The following is a 19465-nucleotide window of genomic DNA, read 5'->3' on the forward strand; positions in this document are numbered from 1 at the left end:
CCCGCTACAGCTTCGTCGATGGCATCGAGCGCAACCGGATGCCCGACTTCGTCGGCGCCCTGCGCTACGATGCGGCCTGGGGCTCCGCCCAGCTCACCGCCGCGGTGCACGAGCTGAACGTCGGCAACGTCGCCAACGGCGCCGGTACCGGTACGGGTACCAACGTCAGCATCCCCCACACCAGCAACGAGTACGGTTACGCGGTCCAGGGCGGCGTGAAGGTCAATCTGCCGTTCATCTCCCCCGGCGACACCCTCTACCTGCAGGGCGCCTACGGCGTCGGCGCGCAGATGTACACCGGCTACTCCTCGTACACCGGCTCGTACACCCAGAGTACGACCACGATCCAGGGTCAGAAGTTCGCGCAGTACTTCTCCGACGCGACGATCAACCCCTACACCGGCCAGATGTCGAAGTCCGACAGCTTCACCGTGGTCGGCTCGTACCTGCACTACTGGGCGCCGGAGTGGCGTTCGGCCGTCTTCGGCTCCTACGGCGAGCAGAGCTTCTCGGCCGGCGCCCGCGCCGGTCAGGGCAATGCCTTCACGCTCACCGGTGGTACCGGCTTCGGTGCGAACTCGGTCGGCACGCCCGGCACCCGGTTCTACCAGCTCAGCCAGGCGCTTCGCGACACCTACCAGTTCGTCGCCGGCGCGAGCCTGATCTGGTCGCCGGTGAAGGACCTCGATATCGGTGTGGAAGGCCTCTACACCCAGATCGGCGTCAAGAACGGCCGCGTGATCGACACCGACAAGGATCCGACCGCCTACTCGCGCATCGCCGCGATCAACAACGGCGGCTTCGTCCGCACCACGACCAGCGACGACGTCTTCCAGGCCAAGGTCCGCGTCCAGCGCGACTTCTGAGGCGACGCGCCGGATCGGGCTTCTTGCTCCGCGCGGGTTTCGACGAGTCCCGCGCGGACGGGCATCTGCAGACCCGAGATCCATCCTTCGAGGCCCGGCGGCGACGCCGGGCCTTTTTTCTTGGCCGGCCACTCGCGCGTCATGGCTGGAGACGGCCGGCGCGGTCTCTCGGCCGGCCCGTCCGCGGGCCATTGACGTTCCTGGAGGCTTCGGGATGAGATGACGGTGCCGGCGCAGCCCGAATCCGTCGAAGTCCCGGCGGATCCAGGCTCCTGCGGGCGGGCGCCCGGGCTTCGACGAGCTCCGGGCCAGGTCGGTCGCGACGACGTGACCGACCCGGACACGACCACCCCGTCGGCAAGAACGGGCCGGCCCGCCAAGAGGCCGGATCTTCGGAAGGACGCCCCGTGACGAGCCCCCTCTCTCCGCCCCTCGCGGATCGGCCCGTTCCGGGCTCGGACCCGACGCGCCGGTTCTGGCCCTTCGGCTGGTGGCGCCTGGTGGACACCCGGATCGGCATCATCCCGCTGCCGATCTACGCGATCGTCGCGGTGCTCCTGGCGATCCTGACCTCCGAGGGCGAGATCCGACCCGACGGGCCGACGATGATCGCCGTGCTGGTGCTCGGCGGCTTCACCTGCGCCGAGATCGGCAAGCGCCTTCCGATCCTGCGCAACATCGGCGCGGGGGCGATCTTCGCGACCTTCGTGCCCTCGGCCCTAGTCTACTACAAGTTGATCCCGCCCCAGGTCGAGAAGGCGATCGTCGACTTCACCAAGTTCACCAACTTCCTCTACATCTACATCGCGGCGATCATCGTCGGCTCCATCCTGGGGATGGACCGGGACGTGCTGATCAAGGGCTTCCTCAAGATCTTCGTGCCGCTTGCGGTGGGCTCGCTGGTGGCCGGCGCGGTCGGCACGCTCGTCGGGACGATGCTGGGCCTCGGCGCCCGCCACACCTTCTTCTACATCGTGGTGCCGATCATGGCCGGCGGCGTCGGCGAGGGCGCGATCCCGCTCTCGATCGGCTACGCCCAGATCCTCGGCCAGCCGCAGGGCGACGTGTTCGCCCAGGTGCTGCCCCCGGTGATGCTCGGCAGCCTCACGGCGATCATCCTCGCCGGCACCCTGAACTTCGTCGGAAAGCGCTATCCCCACCTGACCGGAGAGGGAAAGCTCCAGCCCGACCACGATGCGACGCCCCCCGGCGACGCCGCCGCGAAGGCCGAGGCGAATTCCGGGCAGGTCGACGTCTCGACCATCGCCGCCGCCGGGCTCACCGCGATCACGCTGTACCTCTGCGGCGTGATGGCCCACCACCTCACCGGGCTGCCCGCCCCCGTGGCGATGCTGTTCCTCGCGGTGCTTGCCAAGCTCTCGAGCGCGGTCTCGCCCCACCTCCAGGCCGGCGGCTTCGTGGTCTACAAGTTCGTGCAGACCGGCATGACCTATCCGCTGCTCTTCGCCATCGGCGTCGCGCTGACGCCCTGGGACAAGCTGATGGCGGCGTTCACGATCACCAACCTGATCACCATCGTCGCCACCGTCACCACGCTGATGGGCACCGGATTCGTCGTCGGGCACCTGCTCGGGATGTACCCGATCGAGACCGCGATCGTGAACGCCTGCCATTCGGGGCAGGGCGGCACCGGCGACGTGGCGATCCTCACGGCCGCCAACCGCATGGCGCTGATGCCGTTCGCCCAGATCGCCACCCGGATCGGCGGCGCGCTCACCGTGACCGGCACCCTGGTCGCGCTGAGATGGCTGACCGGGATGCCGGCCTGACCCGGCCCGGCACCGCGGGACACCGCACGCCCGGGGCATTTCCCGCAGTCGTTACAACCCTGGGTTAAGTCAGCCTTCACCCTCTGCCGACACTCTGCTTCGGGACCGCCAAGGGCGGCCCGAATCGGAACGCTCCACGATGCTCGCGACAGCCCGAGATCCCTTCCCGCCCAGCCGCTCCGGCGCGATCCGCCCGCGCGGCGGCGAGGCCGTCCGGTCGTCCGGCCTCGTCGGCCGCGACGCGCTGGTCTGGCGGATCCGGGTCCTGGTCGCCGAAGCGCGGGGGCCGATCTGCCTGTCGGGGCCGGCCGGCAGCGGCAGCACGGCGATCGCGGCCGCCGTGGCCGACAAGCTGGCGCGCCAGACGCGGGTGCTCGGCCTGCGCTGCCTGCCCGAGACCACCTTCGCGCGCCTGACGGAGATCCTCGCCGAAGGCCTTGATGGCGGAGATGTTTCCGGAACCGTATCCATCGTCCTGACCGATGTCGGCGCGGTCTCGGAGCCGGGCTTCCTGCGCGCCCTCGCGCATCTCGCGGCCGAGCTGCCGCAATTCGGCTGGCTGATCGCGGGCGCGCCGCAGGCCATGCCCGGGGCACGATCGGTCGCGGTCCCGCTGCTTGCCGAATCGGAGACCGCCGCCGCGGTGGACGCGGCGGTCGAGCGGCACGCGGCCGTGATCTCGAAGATCGGCCGAAGCACGGCGGCGACGCTCTGCCGTGGCCTGCCGGGCCTCGCCGACCGCCTCGTGGCCGAGGCCTGGACGGCCGTCGGCACCGCGGGCGACGACGGCATCGGCCTGCCGCACCTGCGCACGGCCGCCCGCGCCCTCGTCGGGCCGGAGGTCGCGGCGGACGCGCCGGCCCTGCTGCGTGCCGCCGCCCGCACGCCGATCGATCCGGACGGCACGTTCCCGCGCGCGGCCCTGGCGATCGCCCCGGAGCGCGCCGGCGCGGCGACGGACCGCGGCGTCGCACCGGAGCGCGACCCCGCCCTGGTCGCGGCCGGCCGCGTGCGCCTGCGCTTTTCCGACGATGCGGCCGCCGCACGCCTGCTGCTGTCGGAGTTCGGCTGGACGTTCCACCGCGGGTGACCGGGGTTCCGGCCGACGGCGCCGGAGCCCGCACGGAGCCGATCCCTTCCGAAATCGCGGATCCGGGTTTCGCGCCTGCGACGCCCGGATCCGATCGAGGCGTTCAGTGCGACTTGACCAGGGCGCGCAACGCCTCCGCTGCCGCATCGCGGGCCGGGAAGGCACGCCGCATCGCGTCGACGAAGGCGGCGGCCGGGCTGTCCCAGTCGTGGCGGGCGACGTGCGCGCGGGCGCGGGCCGGGTCGAAGGGCAGCCGGCCCTCGACCGCCGCCTGCATCAGCGCGGCGAGACGCTCGACCCGGTCGGGCGCGTCGAGGTCGAAGTAGCTCGCCGCGTCGCCGCCCGATTCGGGGATGGCGGTGACGTTGGAGGCGATCACCGGCGTGCCGAGCGCGAGGCTCTCCAGCACCGGGATGCCCCAGCCCTCGCCGGCGCTCGGGAACACCAGGGCGGAGGCGTTGGCGTAGAGGTCGCCGAGGCCGCGGTCGTCGATCCCGGCCACGTGCACGACGTCGGCCATCGACGAGAGCCGCGCCAGCGTCTCCGGGCGCTCGCCGTCGGGCTTGCCGACCACCACGAGGCGCGCCGCCCCCGTGGGAAGCCGCGCGAAGGCGTCGAGCGTCAGCGCGAGGTTCTTCCGCGGCTCCAGGCGCCCGACCATCATCAGGTAGGGCCGCCCGTCGCGGATCGGCGAGCGGGTGATCGCGCCGGTGCGGGGCGGGCTCGTGCCGCACCGGACCTCGGCGATCCGGGCCGGGTCGATCCGGTAGGTCCGCGCGATCGAATCGCGGCTGTAGCGCGAGATCGTCACGACGAGGCGGGCGCGCTTGGCGCCGAGCCGCGTCAGCAGGCGGGTGCGCCAGCGCATCCCGAAGGAGAAGAACGACGGATGGGTCTCGAACAGGATGTCGTGCACCACGACGACCTGCCGCCCGCCCGGCACCAGGGGCGGGGCGATGTAGGTGGTCACCAGCGCGTCGATCCGGTCGCGGTGGACGAGCCAGGGCCAGACCGCCAGGAGCCGCACGGCCCGCGGCACCCGCGGCAGCCGGGCGTGCTCGACGTTGGGGCCGGAGATCATCGTCGCGGCGCGCCCCGGGTCGTCGGAGTAGATCACGTAGGTCGCGTCCGAGTGGCGCGCCACGGCGCGGCCGACCACGTTGACGAGCCAGGTGCGGCTGCCCTGCATCTTGCCGACGAGGACGTGGGCGTCGATTCCGATCCGGAGTGTCATGTCAGGGGCTCCGATAGGCGCCGAAGGACGGGGCCTCGTTGGGGGCGTAGGGGCGGCCGGGCAGGTCCCGCGTCGCGCCGAGCGGGATGCCGGGGCGCGCGAGCGCACGGGTCAGCGCGAAGCCGTTCGCGAAGGGTTTTGCGATGTCGGCGAAGGCCGGCGCCTCGGTGAGGTCCGGCGCGCGCGATCCCAGCGGCAGCGACGCGCCGTCGTCGGTGCGGGTGGCGCCGTAGGCGTAGAGCCGGCCGCCGGCGGCGTGCCGCAGCAGGTTCGGGCCGATGGCGTTGCCGCGGCCCGTGCTCGTGGCCTCGACGGCGATGGCGGCGACGTTCGCCCGGGTCGCCACCACGATGTTGTTCAGGACGCGGTTGTCGACGGTGCGGCCGACCTGCTTGGTGTAGTCGCTGGCCAGCACGATCTCGCCCTTGTAGGCGTGCCGGCCGCCGGAATCGGCCATGTTGCCGACGACGGTGTTGTTGGACACGAGGTTCCGGCCGGCGTCGAACAGGTTGATGCCAGCGCCGTCGTTGCCGGTCGCGACGTTGAAGGCGACGAGGTTGTCGTCGCACCACTGGTCGACCTGGATGCCGTTGCCGTCCTGGCCCGTGGTCTCGCGCTGCCCGGTGACGACGTTGTAGCGGATGGTGTTGCGGTCGCCCGCGTCCTGACCCGCATCCTTGGCGTAGACGTGGATGCCCGAGGTGCCCGACATGCCGATGCCGTTGTCGTGGACGCGGTTGCCCTCGACGACGTAGCCGGAGCCGTTGATCTCCATCCCGTGGATGCCGCTGCCGGAAATCGTGTTGCCCGCGATGATCGTCGGGTCGTCGGCGGGCGCGTTGATCACGTCGACCGCGATGCCGTGGGTCTTGTTGCCGGTGAGCCGGTTGCCGAGGATGCGATGCCCGGCCCCGGAGCCGTCGCCGATCCAGATGCCGAGGCCCGAGGCGTCGACGGCCGAATCCCGCACCGTGACGTGGTGGCTCCCCCGGCGCAGGATGAACCCGGAATTCACGGCCCCCCGCACGGTCAGCCCGGACACCGCGACGTGGGCGGCGTTCTCGAACACCACCGAGTTCGACAGCACCGGCTCGGTGCCGGGCACCGCGGCGAGCGTCACCGGCGCCTCGGCGGTGCCGCGGGCCGCGACGACCACGACGCCGTCGAAGCGGCCGCCCTTGACCAGCACCGCGCTGCCCGCCGCGAGGCTCGCGAACGGCACCGCGGACAGCGCCGCGACCGTCCGGTAACCGGGCATGGTCGAGCCCGACGGATCGACGAGGATGCGCTGCAGGCTCGGCGGCTCCGCCGGCTGGCAGGCGGTGGCCGCCACCAGCATCGGCAGGAGCGCGACCAGCACCGCCGCCCGGATGCGGTTCGTCATGCGGCCTCCGCGAAGGCGCGGGCGATGGCGAGGCGCTTGCGGCGCTGGAACAGCCGGCGCCACACCGTGCGGCCTGCGGCCGGGCTGAGGCGGGTGAGCGAGCGCGCGGCGGCCCGCCAGCCGGGCAGGGCGACCTCCGGCATCACGAGGTCGGCCAGCGCATGGCGGCGGGCGCGGCCGAAGGGCTCTGGGCCGACGAGCCCGAGGCGGGCGAGGTCGGGGGCGAGGTCGGGGCGCTTGCGGTACCATAGCACCAGGGCCGCGCCCTCCCGCTCGGCGATGCGCAGGTAGGCCGCCTCGTCGAGGAAGTGGTGGTGGTAGGCCAGCGCCTTCGGCTCGTAGAACAGGCGCATCCCGCGCCGCGCCAGCCGCTCGCCGAGCTCGATGTCCTCGTGCCAGGTCAACTGCTGGTCGAAGCCGCCGGCCTCGCGCAGGAAGCCGGCGTCGACGCTGACGTTGCAGGTCAGGAACGCGTCCCAGCCGAGCTCGACCCTGCCGGCGAGCGCATCGTAGGAGGCGTCGTGATGGAGCGCCGCGAACGGCGAGAACGGCAGCGCCGGGTCGATCGTCATCCGCCCGAGGATCGCCGTCTCGCGCCCGCCGCGCCGGGCATGGGCCGCCAGGTGCGCCGCGACGAGGTTCGGGCCGGGGATGGTGTCGTCGTTGACGATGAGCAGGCGCGTGCCGCGGGCGGCCTCGATCGCCCGGTTGCGGGCGGCGTTCGCCCCCGCATTCTCCTGGCGCAGGTGCACCACCGGCCGCCGCGCGGTCGCGACCGCCCGGCTGATCACCGCGCCGGTGCCGTCGACCGAGCCGTCGTCGCAGACCACGATCTCGAAGGCGGCCTCGGTCTCCTGGCGATCGAAGGCGGCCAGCGTCAGCCGCAGGGTCTCGGCGCGGCCATAGGTCGGGATGATCACCGACAGGATCGGGGTCTCGGAGGGCGGGGGCGTATCCGGCGTCATGACGAGGCTTCCGGGCTTGAGAGGCTGGGGAGAGAATTGCGCGGGCGCAGCCACAGGGCGCCGGCGAGGGCGAGGATCGCGCCGGCCGGCAGGGCGACGGGAGCGAGCGCGGCCGGGCTCGCGAAGACGCAGGCCGCCATGGCGAGGGGCGGAGCGAGGATCGCCGGCAGGTCGCGGGGCACGAGCGGCGCCCCGACGGACCGGTGGAACACGGATACAACCACTGCGAGCATCGCGACCTCGGCGGCCAGGGCCGCGAGCGCGGCACCCGTGGCGCCTGCCCGCGGCACGAGCACGAGGCAGAGAATCGCGTTCACCGCGCAGCCGGTGGCGCTGAACCAGACCGCGAAGCCGGTGCGGCCGAGGGCGATCAGGGCGGAGAACAGGATCGTCGCCGCGATCATCGCGGCGGCCATCAGCGCGGCGATGCGCAGGACCGGCACGCTGGCGGCGTAGTCCGGCCCGAACAGCAGGCGGACCAGCGGGTCGGCGAGCACCCAGGCCGCGACCACGCCGGGACCGGCGGCGGCGAGCACGAGACGCAGCGCGAGACGGGCCTGCGCCAGCAGGGTGCCGGTGCCGACGGCGCGCCCGAACACCGGCACCAGGGGCGCGGCGAGCGTGATCGCGACGGCGACGCCGAGCTCGAAGAAGCGGTAGCCGGCGGTGAACAGCCCGACCTCGGCCGCGCCGGCGAAGGCGGCGAGCGCGAGCAGGCCGATGCGGGCATTGAGCGTGCCCAGCGCGTTGGAGATGCCGACGCCGGCGGCCTGCCGGATCGTGGCGAGGCCGATCCGCGGCGAGGCGGCCCGCAGCGGCACGAGGCGCCCGGCGAGGACGAGGCCGAGGACGCCGTAGGCCGCCCCGGCCGCCACCGCGACGAGGGGCAGCACCGCCTCCGGCGCGTCGAGGGCGAGCGCCAGGGCGGTCCCGACGACCAGCACGGCGGCGTTGGCGAGCGAGGGATAGGCCGACCAGCCGGGCCGGCCGCAGACCTGGAACAGCGCGTCGAGGAAGCGGGCGGCGACGAGCGGCAGGGCGAGCGCCGCCAGCGCCAGGGCGGGCCGCGTCGGTGGCGGGAGCAGCGGCAAGGCGCCGAGCAGCGCGAGGCCCGTCCCCGCGCCGAGGATCAGGCGCGCGGAGAGCACGCCCGCGAGCGCGTCAGCCCGCGCCTCCGGCGCGCAGGCGCCGATGCGCGCGGCGAAGGTCAGCGTCGTGCCGAAATCGGCGGCGATCAGGGCGATCGCCAGGGCGGCGAGCGCGATGCCGTAATGGCCGAGCACCTCAGGCCCCGCCCCCTTCGCGACCATCACGAAGGCCGCGAAACCCGCGAGCAGGTAGATGCCGCGGCCGGCCGCCTGACCGACCAGGTTGATGCCGTAGCGCATCCCCCTTCGGTCCCGGCCCGTATCGGTTCGATTCACCACCATACGCATCTTTCGGTGATTTTCGCCGGAAAAATGCTACCTATGATTGTAGGATAGCACGACCCAGACGACGCATACCTCGAAAATCGCCTTATGGTTGCGCTTATAAGTATTATACAACCGTAAAGAGAGTGACATGCCTAAGCCAGCCGACATGCTCGCGGCCCGGGATCTCGCGGGGACCGAGACCGCCGCAGGCACAGCGATCTCCTGGGCGGAGACCCGCGCGGCGCTGCGCGCCGACCGGGCGCACTGGGCGCGCCGCATCCCCGGCCCGGTGCGCCTGCGCCGCGGCTACCAGGCGATCTGGCTCTACCGGATGTCGCGCTACGCCCACGAGAACGGCTGGCGGATGGCGGCCTGGCTGCTCTGGATCGTCAACGGCTGGCTGACGGGCTCGGACATCCCGCCCTCGACCCGGATCGCCGGCGGGATGTTCCTGCCCCATCCCTACGGCACGATCATCGCGGGCGCCGTCGGCCGCGACGCCGCCTTCGGCTTCCAGGCCTCGATCGGCGGCCTCTACAAGACCCCGGACCGCGACGTCGGCGGCGGCCCGGGGCTGCCGCGCCTCGGCGACGACGTGGTCCTCGAGCCGGCCTCGATCGTGCTGGGCGCGGTGCTGATCGGCGACCGGTCCCGGGTCGGGCCGCGCTGCCTCGTGCTCAAGGATCTCGACGCCGACACCGACCTGGCACCGACCGACTGGCGCGCGCTGCCGGGACGGAGCGCCGTGTCGTGAGCGACGACCGGACGCCCTCCGAGCCGGTCCTCGACCACGCCCGCCCGGCGGTCCTGCGCCGGTTGCTCGCCGCCGACCTCGAGCGGATCGTGCGCCAGATCAGCGGCGGCAGGCCGATGTCGCGCTCCCGCGCGGCGATGATGGTGCTGCTGCCGGCGATGCAGTGCGCCGTGTTCCACCGCGTCGCCCACCTGATGCACCTGCGCGGGTGGCGGCGGACGGCCGCCGCCGTCGCCGGGCTGTCGGTGCGCCTCACCGGCGCGTCCTTCCATCCCGGATCGCGGATCGGCCCCGGGCTGTTCGTGCCGCACCCGGCACGGATCGCCTTCTGCGGCACGGCGGGACGCGATCTTGTGATCCTGCCGGCGGTGGTGGTCGCGCCGGACCGGCCGGTGCTGGCCGCCGCGCCGTTCCCGCCGGACGCGCCGCACCTCGGCGACGGGGTCGTGGTCGGCGCGCACGCCCTGGTCATGGGCGCGGTGACGATCGGCGATGCGGCGATGGTCGGCGTCGGCGTCGCCACCCTGCGGGACATCCCGGCCGGGACCGTCTCGATGCAGCGCCTGCGCCAGACCAGCGTCTCGACGCTCGGCCGGGATCCCGGGATCGTGCAGGATTCCGCGATCGCCCAGGACAGGAGCGCCGCATGAGCCGCGCCCACGTTCGCGATCACGCGGCCCGGCACCGTCCGGCGGCGGGCCGGCGGGGCGCGTCAGCCCGCGACCTCGACGCGGGCCGCGCTCCGGCGGCGCGTGCGGGCGGCGGGGAGCTGCGCCCGCAGCACGCGCTCGTAGGCGTCGAAGATGCCGTCCCAGGCAAACGCCTCGGCGTGGCGTGCCCGCGAGCCGGACGACATCGCCGCGAGGTGCCCGGCCGGCGCGCGGGCGAGCCGCACGATGCCATGGCGCAGCTCGGTCTCGTCGCCGAAATAGGCGGCATCGGGACCCGCCACCCACCGGTTGAAGACGTTGTCGTGGGCCAGCACCGGCGAGCCGGCGCCGAGCGCCTCGACCAGCGACGGGTTGGTGCCGCCGACCGTGTGCCCGTGGATGTGGAAGCGGGCGTGCCGGCGCAGCGCCGCGACGCGGTCCGCCTCGTAGATCGCGCCGGCGAGGATCACGTCCGGCCCGGCGGCCGCGCGCACCGCGCGGTGGTAGGCATCGGTCTCCGAGAGCTTGCCGAGCACCACCAGGGGCAGGCCTGGGCTGACCTCACTCCAGGCGCGGACCACCTGCAGCACGAGGTTCTCGGGCACGATGCGGGCGATGGCCAGGCCGTAGCGCTGCGGCTCGATCCCGAGCGCATCGAGCGCGGCGACCGGCGCATCGGCGACCGGGTCCGCCCCGTAGGCGATGGTGGTGATGCGGCGCTTCGGGCTGACGCGGGCGAGGTGCCGGGCGATCTCGGGGTGGTCGGCGACGAGATGCGTCGAGAACAGGCTGCCGCAATGCTCGTTCAGCCAGAACCAGACCTTGGCGGGTTTCGACCAGCGGTCGCGGCGCCACTCGATCCCGTCCATGTTCATCACGCTGCGCTTCCCGGTCAGCCGGTAGAGCAGGGAGAACGCGGCGGTGTTATAGCCGAGCACCAGGGGCAGGGCCGGACGGAACGCCGCCCGCACGGTGCATTTCCAGTCGAACAGGATCGTGGCGAGCGGGCCGTCGCCCGCGGCCTGGACCGGGATCAGGTCAATGCCGCGCCAGGTCGAGGGCGCGGTCGGCCGGTCAACCTGGCAATAGACCTCGACCCGCCAGCCGCGCGCGACCAGCTCCAGCGCGAGGCGCTCGGCCAGCGTCTCGAAGCCGCCATGCGCCGCGGGGACGCCCCGCGTGCCGAGGATCGCCACCGCCGGCCGCGCCGCGTCGGCGCGCCGGTCGCCATCGGACGCCCGCGCGCGGCGCGTCCCCACCATCCCATCGCTTGAGGAGGACGAACCATGGGCCACGACACCCTTCTGCGCCAGGACGCGATGCCCCGCCGCGAGCCGGTCACCGTCGAGGAGCGGCTGTTCCGCGAGATGGGGGCCGGGGGCTACTCCCGGCAGGACCACCGGATGGAGTACATCGTCCGCGTCAACGCGCTGCTGCGCCCCGACATGCGGGTCATGGAATTCGGCGCCGGACGCGGCAAGTGGAGCCATGACCCGGTTCCACTGCGCCGCCAGCTCGGGGACTTCCGCGGGCGCTGCGCCCACGTCACCGCCTGCGACGTCGACGAGGCGGTTCTCGGAAACGAGACGGCGGACGCCGTCGAGCTCGTCGGCCACGACGGGCTGCTGCCCTTCCCGGATGCCAGCTTCGACCTGATCTCCGCCTTCTCGGTGCTGGAGCACATCGAGACGCCCGAGCGGACGGCGGAGGAGCTCGGCCGCATCCTCGCGCCCGGCGGCTGGCTCTGCGCCTGGACGCCCAACCGCTGGGGCTATGTTGGGATCGGCGCCCGCCTGATCCCCAAGCGCCTGCACGCCCGCGTGCTGCGCATGGTCGAGCCACGCCGCGTCGAGATCGACTCCTTCGTGCCGCTCTACACGATGAACACGGAAGCGGCGCGGAAGCGGCTTTTCCCAACTGACCGGTTCGAGCACTTCACCTACGCGTTCGATGGGCAACCGTTCTATCATGGCGAGAACATCGTCCTGGGTAAGTTCTGGGAACTGCTGTTCCGGCTCACGCCGGGTCCGCTCAAGGGCTACCACATGGTCTTCATCAGGAAGCGCTGAGCGATCAGCGCGATCTGGTCTCGACTGTATTGGCAAGGTGAGCCGCGAAACGCTTCATGTCGCGGCTCTTGCTCAGGAGGTCCGGCCGCCGCCGCAGGCGGCCGAGCAGCCCGTAGGCGGCGGCGCGCGCCGTGAACCCGAGCCAGAGCGGCACCGCGAAGAAGGCCGGCGACGACAGCCGCCGGCCGCCGTTGCGCAGGGCGTAGACGCCGGCGAGCCCGTCGAGCCAGCGGGCGGAGCGGGTGCTGCCCGAGCCGCCCTGGAGGTGGACCACGCTGCGGCCCGGCAGGTAGTCGACCCGCCATCCGGCGTCGCGCAGCCGGCAGCCCCAGTCGACGTCCTCGCCGTAGAGGAACAGCGGGCTCGACAGGCCGCCGATCGCCTCGACCGCCTCGCGCCGCAGCATCAGGAAGGCGCCGCAGAGCCAGTCGACGGAGACCGGCCCCGGCGCCCGCGCCTGACCGCCCGCGAGGTAGACCCCGCGCAGGCCGAACCGCCCCGACAGCCCGGCCGCATGCACGGCGACGGTGAGCGGCCGCGGCTCGAACCCGGCATCGCCGACCTGATGGCGTCCGTCCTCGAAGACAAGGCGCAGGCCGACGGCGCCGACCTGGCGGTGGGCGTCGAGATGCGCCAGCGCCGCCGAGACCGCGTCCGGATCGCGCAGGTACGCGTCCGGGTTGAGCAGCAGGATCGCCGCGCCCCGCGATGCCGCATAGGCCAGCGCGTTGGCGCCGGCGAAGCCGTGATTCTCGGTCTCCGCGATCACCCGGATCCCGGGCCAGTCGGCCGCGATCCGCTCGGCGGTTCCGTCGCCCGAGGCGTTGTCGACGACGATCACCTCGTAGGCGCGGTCGATCCGGCTCGCCGCCAGGAGGGCGAGGCAGGTGTCGATGTCGGCGCCCGACTTGTAGGTGACGATGAGGACGCTGAGGGCGGGGGTCATCGCAGGCTCGCGCTTCGTCGTTCGGGACGCTCGGATCGGATACCGCGCGACATCACGCGGCTCCCTCTCCCAGGGGGAGAGGGCTGGGGTGAGGGGCGTGCGTCGTCCGGAAAAGTCACGCCCCTCACCCTGTCCCTCTCCCCAAGGGAGAGAGGACCCGCGCTCAGGTCGGCAGGGCGGGTGGCGCGCTGCGCCGCCGCCACCGCGGCGATCATCCCGAGCGCGGTGTAGAGCAGCTCGGCGATGCCGAGGTTGAGGCGGAAGCCCGGGTCGACGAGGCCGTGGAGGAGGTGGGCGAGCAGCCCGATCGCCGAGGCGCCGGCGATCGCGGCGAGCGGATCGCCGACCGGCGCGCGCCGGATCGCGGAAAAGCCCCGCCACAGCCCGATCCCGAAGACCAGGGCGAAGGCGGCGTACCCGACGACGCCGACCTCGGTGAGGACGAGGATGTGCAGGTTGTGGACGACGTGGTTGGAGCGGTCGAACAACCCGGCGAGCCGCGACAGGCCGGTCTGGTCGAGGGTCGCGAACATGTTGCCGAAGTTGTTCAAGCCGACCCCGAGGATCGGGAACTGCGCGAACAGCGCCAGCGCCGCCGCGTTGAGCGGGCCGCGCTGCGCCGCCGAGCCGCCGTCGTCGGCAAACAGGCGCTCCCAGATCATCGGCCCGACGACGATCGCGGCGATCACGCCCACGAGGAGGAGGAGGCCGGCGACGATCAGGCTCGCCCGTGTGAGCAGCCGGTCGCGGTAGACCAGCAGCACGACGAGCGTCGCCGAGAGCGGGTAGGTCAGCCACGAGGCCCGCGACAGGGTCAGCACCACGCCGCCCAGCGCCGAGAGCGCGCCGGCCGCGCCGACGAGGCGCAGCCAGGTCGGGCCGCGGGACAGCGCCAGCGCCAGCGCCAGCGGCCAGACCACCTCGTAATAGTAGCCGAGGATGTTGGGGTGGACCTTGAAGCCGGCGGCGCGGCGCTGGGCCTGGAAGTTGATGTTCTCCTCGACGATCTGCTCCTCGCCGAGCACGCCGAGGCCGAGCTCCGAGCCGGTGACGTACTGCACCGCCGCCGCCGCCGTCTGCACCAGGCAGAGGACGCAGATCGCCAGCGCCAGGGTGCGGACGTCGCGGGGGCTCAAGTTGGCGATCGAGACCGAGACGACGAGCAGCGTGAGGAAGCGCCACTCGTCGAACCACAGGTAGGCGGGGTCGCCCGCGTTCGCGAGCGAGAGCACGCCTGCCGCCATGAAGGCGGCCTGCGTCAGCACCAGGGGCGGATCGAGCGACAGGCGCTGCGGGCGCGCCTCGCCGATGCCGACGAGCTTGAAGGCGATGAGCGTCAGCGCCACGAGGAAGGCGACGCTGACGGTGAGCCCGGCGCCGCCGCCGATGCTCGGCAGGTACTGGCCGACCGCCTCGAAGTGCTGGAACATGCTGACGTCGAGCTTGACCGTCAATCCGACCGCGAAGGCGACGAGCAGGAACGGCGTCAGCCGGACGCGCTGGCCGAGGATCAGGGCGCCGAGCGCGCCCAGCGGCGCGACGAGCCCGACGACGGCGAACTTCAGCGGCACGCTCGCCAGCGACACGGCCATCGCGGCGGCGCCGGCGCCGATCGCCAGCGGGGGGAGGGTGCGGAGCGCGGCCCTCATCCGAGCCGCCGGTAGAGCCAGTCGGGGATCGGCCGCCGGGTCCGGTTGAGGACGACGCCGAGCGCGGTCCCGCCGGCCGCGTCGAGGTCGCGCATCGCCTGCTCGGCCACGACCCGCCGGGTCCGCTCGGCCCCGACGACGACGACGAAGCCGTCGACGAGGGGGCTCAGGGCCGCGGTGTCGCCGATCTGCCCGATCGGCGCGCAATCGAGGATCGCGAGGTGGTAGCGCTGGTCGACCAGGCCGAGGAAGGCCTCGACCCGGGCGTCGTCGAGTCCGGCCTCGCGGATCGAGGCCGGGGTGCCGGCGGGGACGACGTGGAAGCCGTCGGCGACCGCGTGGACGCCGTCGAGCGGCGCGACGGCGCCGAGCACGATGTCGGCGAAGCCCGGCTTGCCCGAGAGGCCGTAGGCGGCGGCCAGCGCGGGCTTGGCCCAGTTCGCCTCGATCAGCACCACGTCGAGGTCGCGGCGGGCATAGAGCCCGGCGAGCTGGCGACTGAGCGAGGTGACGCCGTCGCCGGCCTGCACCGCGGTGACGCCGATGCGGCGGAGCGGCGGCCCCTCGCGGCGGTTGAGCTGGACCAGGGCCGGCTCCAGGTCGAGGCGGTCCGGCACGGCGGGATCGTGGAACGCGGCGGCGATCATGCGTGGGCTCCGCGGAGGCCGGGGGCACGGGTCCGCCGCGGCTCGGCGCGGCCCTCGTTCCGCAAGGGGAGGGCGGCGAGAACCGGCACCCGGAGGGAGCGCGCCACGTCCGACGCGCTGCGGTAGGTCTGGGCGAGGATCTCGGCGAGCGCGACGTAGGCGAGGGCCGCGACGAGGCCGAGGCCGGCGGCGAGCCCGAGGATCAGCAGGCGGTTCGGCCCGCTCGGCAGCCGCGGCGGCACTGCGCGGGCGACGAGCGAGGAGGAGGTGACCGACTGCGAATCGAGGCCGGTGCCGGTCTTCAGCTCGTCGATGCGGCGCTGGGTCTGGGTGATCTCGTCGGTGAGCAGGCTCTTCTGCTGGCCGAGCCGGCCGAAGGCGAGCGAGGCGTCGCTCTGGCCGATCGCCGCCTGCCGCCGCGACGCCTCGATGTTGGAGATCGCCGCGATCTTCTCGGCGAGCACCGCCAGCCGGGTGGTGTCGGCGCTGATCAGGGCCCGGTACTTCTGGCGGGCGAGCTCGGTGAGGTCGCGGTCGAGGCTCGCGAATTCCGGCGCGGCGGGGCGGAACCGCGTCGCGAGCTCCGAGCGCCGGGTGCGCAGCTCGGCGAAGCGCTGATCGAAGGCGGCGACCGTCGGGTCGGCGTCCGGCGGCGTCGGCTGCCAGCGGTCGGGCCCCGATTCCTTGGTGCGCTTCAGCCGGGTCTCGACGCCCTCGCGCTCGATCTGCGCCGCCGACTTCTGGCGGGCGAGGTCGGCGAGCGTGCCGAGGTCGTTCTGCTGCTCGATCGCGAAGCTCGCGGTGTTGGCGCCCTTGAGGTACTTGCCGAGCTGCTGGTCGATCGCGGCGAGCTCGGCGCGGGCGCGTTCCAGCTTGCCCGCGTAGAACGAGGCCGGCGTCTCGTCGGCGTAGACCTCGACGTGGCGGCGCTTGTAGGCGTCGAGCAGGCGGTTGAGGGCGGCTGCGGCGAAGTTCGGGTCGGTCCAGGTGAAGCCGGTGACAATCACGTCCGTCTCCTTGACGAACACGACCTTGAACGAGGCGAGGTAGGCCTCGTACAGCTTCTCGTCCGGGCTGAGATGGCGCAGCAGGCCGATCGCCTCGAAGGGGATCCGGGCGGTGTCGACGACCCAGGTCTTGACCCCCTTGGCGACGCGGACGAGCTGGCGGCCCTGGTAGACGAGCCAGGCGCCCCAATCCTCGGGCGGCGGGCCGAGGTCGCCCACCGGCGTGATCGCCTTCAGCGCCTCGAACTCGCCGCGCACGATGCTCGGGTCGCGCAAGATCTCGATCTCGTTGTTCACGTTCTGCGCGCGCTCGGAGAACATGTAGTTCTGGTTAGTGCCGCCGCCGATCGGCGCGGCCGCCTTCTCGCGGCCGAGGCGGATGATGAGCTTGGCGTCGGCCGTGTACTCGGTCGGGGTCAGCAGCAGGTAGATCCCGGCGCCGACCAGCGCCGCCGCCAGGATCAGCAGCGCCGGGCGGGCATGGCGGAACAGGGCTCCGAGCCCGTCGCGCAGGTCGAAGCCGGGTCGGTCGAACCTGCGCGGCTCGAGGGCGGTCTCGGTCGCGCTCATAGGGCGGCCCTCGCCGTGGTGCTGGTGGAGGTCGTGGCGGCGGGGCCGGTGATGTAGTTCACCCCGAAGCCGGTGCCGTTGAAGAGCAGGATCTGGCGGACCACGAGGTCGACCGCGCGCGCGGTCTTGGCCAGCACCGAGGGCGGCACGTAGACCGTGGCGTTCGGCGGCACGACGATCGAGTCGGCCAGGCCCGGCACGCCGATGTCGACGACCTGCACCGCCCCTTGCGCGCCTCCTTGCGCACCGCTGTCGAAGCGGATGATCCGCACCGCGTCGCCCGCGGCGGTCGGCAGGATGCCGCCGGCGGTGCCGAGCACCTGGGCCAGCGTCCGGGCGCCCGACAGCGTGACCGGGCCGGGCACCCGGACCTCGCCGAACACCATGGTGTTGGCTGGCACCAGCGACGCCAGCCGCACGCTCGGGCTCACCGAGGCGAGGTGATGCCGGTAGGCGGCGGCGAGCGCGGCCGAGACCTCGTTGACCGTGCGGCCGGCCGCCTGGACCGGCGGCACCATCGGCAGGTTGATCTTGCCGTCCGGCTCGATCGCCATCAGCTTGACGCGGCCGATGTCGGACCGCTGGGTCAGGTCGCGGAAGTCGTCGATCGGCGTGCGGAACTTGCGCAGCAGGACCGTGACGACCGGGTTGATCAGGACGTCGTCGTAGGTCTCGCGGATCAGGGTGGCGGCGCGCTCGGGCGACAGCCCGGCGACCATGATGCCGTTCTTGCCCGGAAGCGAGATCCGCCCGTCCGGCCGGACTACAACCGTTCGGTTGTATTCCGGGTGGGTCCGGAAATCGACGTCGAACTCGTCGTTCGGGTTCAGCCGGTAGGTCGGCTGCACCACGCTGGAATCGATCAGCAGCGAGATCTCGAGGTTGTCGCCGACGTTGAGGCGGTAGTTCATCAGCCCGAGGCGCATGGTGCGCCCGACCTCCTCCTGCGCCGCGGCGACGACCGCCGGCGGCGCCTCCGGGATCGATCCCGTCTGGGCGACGTCACGGATCGCAGGGTGGGAGGCCTCCCGCGCCCGGGTCGCCATGCAACCCGACAGGGCGGCCGCACAGGCGAGGGCGACCGCGAGGCGGCCCGCCGTCCGGCCGCGCCGGCCAGCATCTCGATCGACAGGAGAAGCACACACCATCATAGGCCTTCAGCCGCACCATGCTCGGCCGCGCCCCGTTCGATAACAACTCCTGAACGTATCGCGGCACTCGGTACAATCTGAGAACCTGGTTAACGAACTTTGAAACCCCTGGGTCCGATCCGACCGTAAGTTGCATTCATTCGCGGGCGTGGCAGAGTGCGCAGACGCCCCGGGCCCCGGGTCCCGGTGGGTTCCGAACCCGGAAGCCCGGCCCACGAGATCCTGCCAGGGGAGCTGCTGTGAGGGGACTCGGTGCCGGCGGACTTGGTGCCAGGGGACTCGGTGCCAGGGGACTCGGTCAGAGCACCGGCACGCCGCGGAACTTCGCGTGCTCGGACGGCTCCACGTGGATCACCACCACGGCGCCGGGGATCGTGGTCTCGAGCGCGTCCTCGAGCCGGTCGCAGATCTCATGCGCCTCGCGCACGCTCATCTCGCCGGGCACCACGAGGTGGAAGTCGATGAAGGTCGCTTGGCCCGCGTAGCGCGTCCGCACGTCGTGCGCCTCCAGCGCGCCCTCGCCGTGCAGCGAGATCAGCGCGCGGATCTGCCCGACCATCTCGCCCGGCGCCGCCCGGTCCATCAGCCCGTCGACGGATTCGCGGACCATCTTCCAGCCGGACCACAGGATGTTCAGGGCCACCAGGCCGGCGACGACCGGATCGAGCACGGGGATGCCGGTCGCCAGCACCAGGCCGACGCCGACGAGCACGCCGCCCGAGGTGAACACGTCGGCGAGCACGTGGCGGCCGTCGGCGACCAGCGCCGGCGAGCGCCAGGCCTTGCCCCAGCGCAGCAGCGCCCACGCCCACACCGCGTTGATCACCGTGGCGCCGGCGTTGATGGCCAGCCCCAGGGCGGGGGCGTCGACGGGCTTCGGGGCCAGGATGCCGTAATACGCCTCGCGCAGGATCAGCAGCGACGCGACGATGATCAGCGCCCCCTCGATCACCGCCGAGAAGAACTCCGCCTTGTGGTGGCCGTAGGGGTGGTCGTCGTCGGCCGGCAGGCCGGCGACGCGCAGGGCCACGAACGCGCTGAGCGCCGCGACCACGTTGATGATGCTCTCGAGCGCATCCGAGTACAGCGCGAGGCTGCCGGTGAGCCAGTAGGCGAGGAACTTCAGCCCCGTGACCACCAGGCCGACGACGGCACTGGCGAGGGCGGCTTTCTGGGTGCGGCTCATGACGGGTCCGGGCGATCGACCCGGCGGCCTTAATCGACCGCGCCGGCACAAGGCCACGGCACAGGTTCAAGGCCACGGAAAAGGTTCAAGGC

17 protein-coding genes are annotated in these 19465 nt (G+C 72.6%); 6 read left to right on the forward strand and 11 right to left on the reverse strand.

Going from position 1 to position 19465, the window contains the following annotated elements; all coding sequences use genetic code 11:
• The 3 genes from MKK60_RS01240 to MKK60_RS01250 form a co-directional block, all read left to right on the forward strand.
• On the forward strand, positions 1–866 hold an 866-nt coding region (locus MKK60_RS01240; RefSeq protein ID WP_243983568.1), incomplete at its 5' end, for a porin.
• A 407-nt stretch (positions 867–1273) separates the two neighbouring features.
• On the forward strand, positions 1274–2656 hold the full coding sequence (locus tag MKK60_RS01245) for a 2-hydroxycarboxylate transporter family protein (protein ID WP_243983569.1): 1383 nt from the start codon (positions 1274–1276) through the stop codon (positions 2654–2656).
• 139 nt (positions 2657–2795) lie between these two features.
• Positions 2796–3746: a hypothetical protein gene (locus MKK60_RS01250; protein WP_243983570.1), complete on the forward strand. Its 951-nt coding sequence runs from the start codon at positions 2796–2798 to the stop codon at positions 3744–3746.
• Positions 3747–3849: 103 nt separating this feature from the next.
• Here MKK60_RS01250 and MKK60_RS01255 read toward each other — a convergent pair whose 3' ends face one another.
• From MKK60_RS01255 to MKK60_RS01270, 4 genes are read right to left on the reverse strand one after another with little or no spacing between them, the layout of a single operon-like run.
• Positions 3850–4980, reverse strand: a complete 1131-nt coding sequence (locus tag MKK60_RS01255) for a glycosyltransferase family 4 protein (RefSeq protein ID WP_243983571.1) — start codon at positions 4978–4980, stop codon at positions 3850–3852.
• A 1-nt stretch (position 4981) separates the two neighbouring features.
• Entirely contained in the window at positions 4982–6364 is a 1383-nt protein-coding gene (locus tag MKK60_RS01260) for a nitrous oxide reductase family maturation protein NosD (RefSeq protein ID WP_243983572.1), read from the reverse strand.
• Entirely contained in the window at positions 6361–7329 is a 969-nt protein-coding gene (locus MKK60_RS01265; RefSeq protein WP_243936043.1) for a glycosyltransferase family 2 protein, read from the reverse strand. Before MKK60_RS01265 ends, MKK60_RS01260 begins: the two co-directional genes overlap by 4 nt.
• Positions 7326–8717 carry a lipopolysaccharide biosynthesis protein gene (locus MKK60_RS01270; protein ID WP_243983573.1) on the reverse strand — a complete coding sequence of 464 codons (1392 nt, stop codon included), beginning with the start codon at positions 8715–8717 and terminating at the stop codon, positions 7326–7328. Before MKK60_RS01270 ends, MKK60_RS01265 begins: the two co-directional genes overlap by 4 nt.
• Positions 8718–8892: 175 nt before the next feature.
• Here MKK60_RS01270 and MKK60_RS01275 point away from each other — a divergent pair, with 175 nt between their 5' ends.
• A complete protein-coding gene (locus MKK60_RS01275; RefSeq protein WP_243936041.1) occupies positions 8893–9498 on the forward strand; it encodes a serine acetyltransferase in 606 nt (201 codons plus the stop codon).
• Entirely contained in the window at positions 9495–10148 is a 654-nt protein-coding gene (locus MKK60_RS01280) for a serine O-acetyltransferase (RefSeq protein ID WP_187275588.1), read from the forward strand. Before MKK60_RS01275 ends, MKK60_RS01280 begins: the two co-directional genes overlap by 4 nt.
• Before the next feature lie 62 nt (positions 10149–10210).
• Here MKK60_RS01280 and MKK60_RS01285 read toward each other — a convergent pair whose 3' ends face one another.
• The gene (locus MKK60_RS01285; protein ID WP_243936038.1) at positions 10211–11410 is read right to left on the reverse strand and encodes a DUF1972 domain-containing protein; all 1200 of its coding nucleotides are present in this window, start codon (positions 11408–11410) and stop codon (positions 10211–10213) included.
• Positions 11411–11434: 24 nt separating this feature from the next.
• Here MKK60_RS01285 and MKK60_RS01290 point away from each other — a divergent pair, with 24 nt between their 5' ends.
• Positions 11435–12217 (forward strand): class I SAM-dependent methyltransferase, encoded by a 783-nt coding sequence (locus tag MKK60_RS01290; protein WP_243938930.1) that lies wholly within the window; start codon positions 11435–11437, stop codon positions 12215–12217.
• Positions 12218–12221: 4 nt separating this feature from the next.
• Here MKK60_RS01290 and MKK60_RS01295 read toward each other — a convergent pair whose 3' ends face one another.
• The 6 genes from MKK60_RS01295 to MKK60_RS01320 all read right to left on the reverse strand — a co-directional run bounded on the left by MKK60_RS01295 (position 12222) and on the right by MKK60_RS01320 (position 19373).
• A complete protein-coding gene (locus tag MKK60_RS01295) occupies positions 12222–13163 on the reverse strand; it encodes a glycosyltransferase family 2 protein (protein ID WP_243936034.1) in 942 nt (313 codons plus the stop codon).
• Positions 13160–14812 carry an O-antigen ligase family protein gene (locus tag MKK60_RS01300; RefSeq protein ID WP_243983574.1) on the reverse strand — a complete coding sequence of 551 codons (1653 nt, stop codon included), beginning with the start codon at positions 14810–14812 and terminating at the stop codon, positions 13160–13162. Before MKK60_RS01300 ends, MKK60_RS01295 begins: the two co-directional genes overlap by 4 nt.
• Positions 14809–15459, reverse strand: a complete 651-nt coding sequence (locus MKK60_RS01305) for a CpsD/CapB family tyrosine-protein kinase (protein ID WP_147726945.1) — start codon at positions 15457–15459, stop codon at positions 14809–14811. Before MKK60_RS01305 ends, MKK60_RS01300 begins: the two co-directional genes overlap by 4 nt.
• Complete coding sequence (locus MKK60_RS01310; RefSeq protein WP_147843722.1) at positions 15456–17036, reverse strand: lipopolysaccharide biosynthesis protein; 1581 nt, start codon at positions 17034–17036, stop codon at positions 15456–15458. The genes MKK60_RS01305 and MKK60_RS01310 overlap by 4 nt, the downstream gene beginning before the upstream one ends.
• Complete coding sequence (locus MKK60_RS01315) at positions 17033–18082, reverse strand: polysaccharide biosynthesis/export family protein (RefSeq protein WP_243938922.1); 1050 nt, start codon at positions 18080–18082, stop codon at positions 17033–17035. The genes MKK60_RS01310 and MKK60_RS01315 overlap by 4 nt, the downstream gene beginning before the upstream one ends.
• A 403-nt stretch (positions 18083–18485) precedes the next feature.
• On the reverse strand, positions 18486–19373 hold the full coding sequence (locus tag MKK60_RS01320; protein WP_147729013.1) for a cation diffusion facilitator family transporter: 888 nt from the start codon (positions 19371–19373) through the stop codon (positions 18486–18488).
• Positions 19374–19465 lie beyond the last annotated feature (92 nt).

It is taken from the genome of Methylobacterium sp. J-092 (assembly GCF_022829325.1).
In the GTDB taxonomy this organism is placed as follows: domain Bacteria; phylum Pseudomonadota; class Alphaproteobacteria; order Rhizobiales; family Beijerinckiaceae; genus Methylobacterium.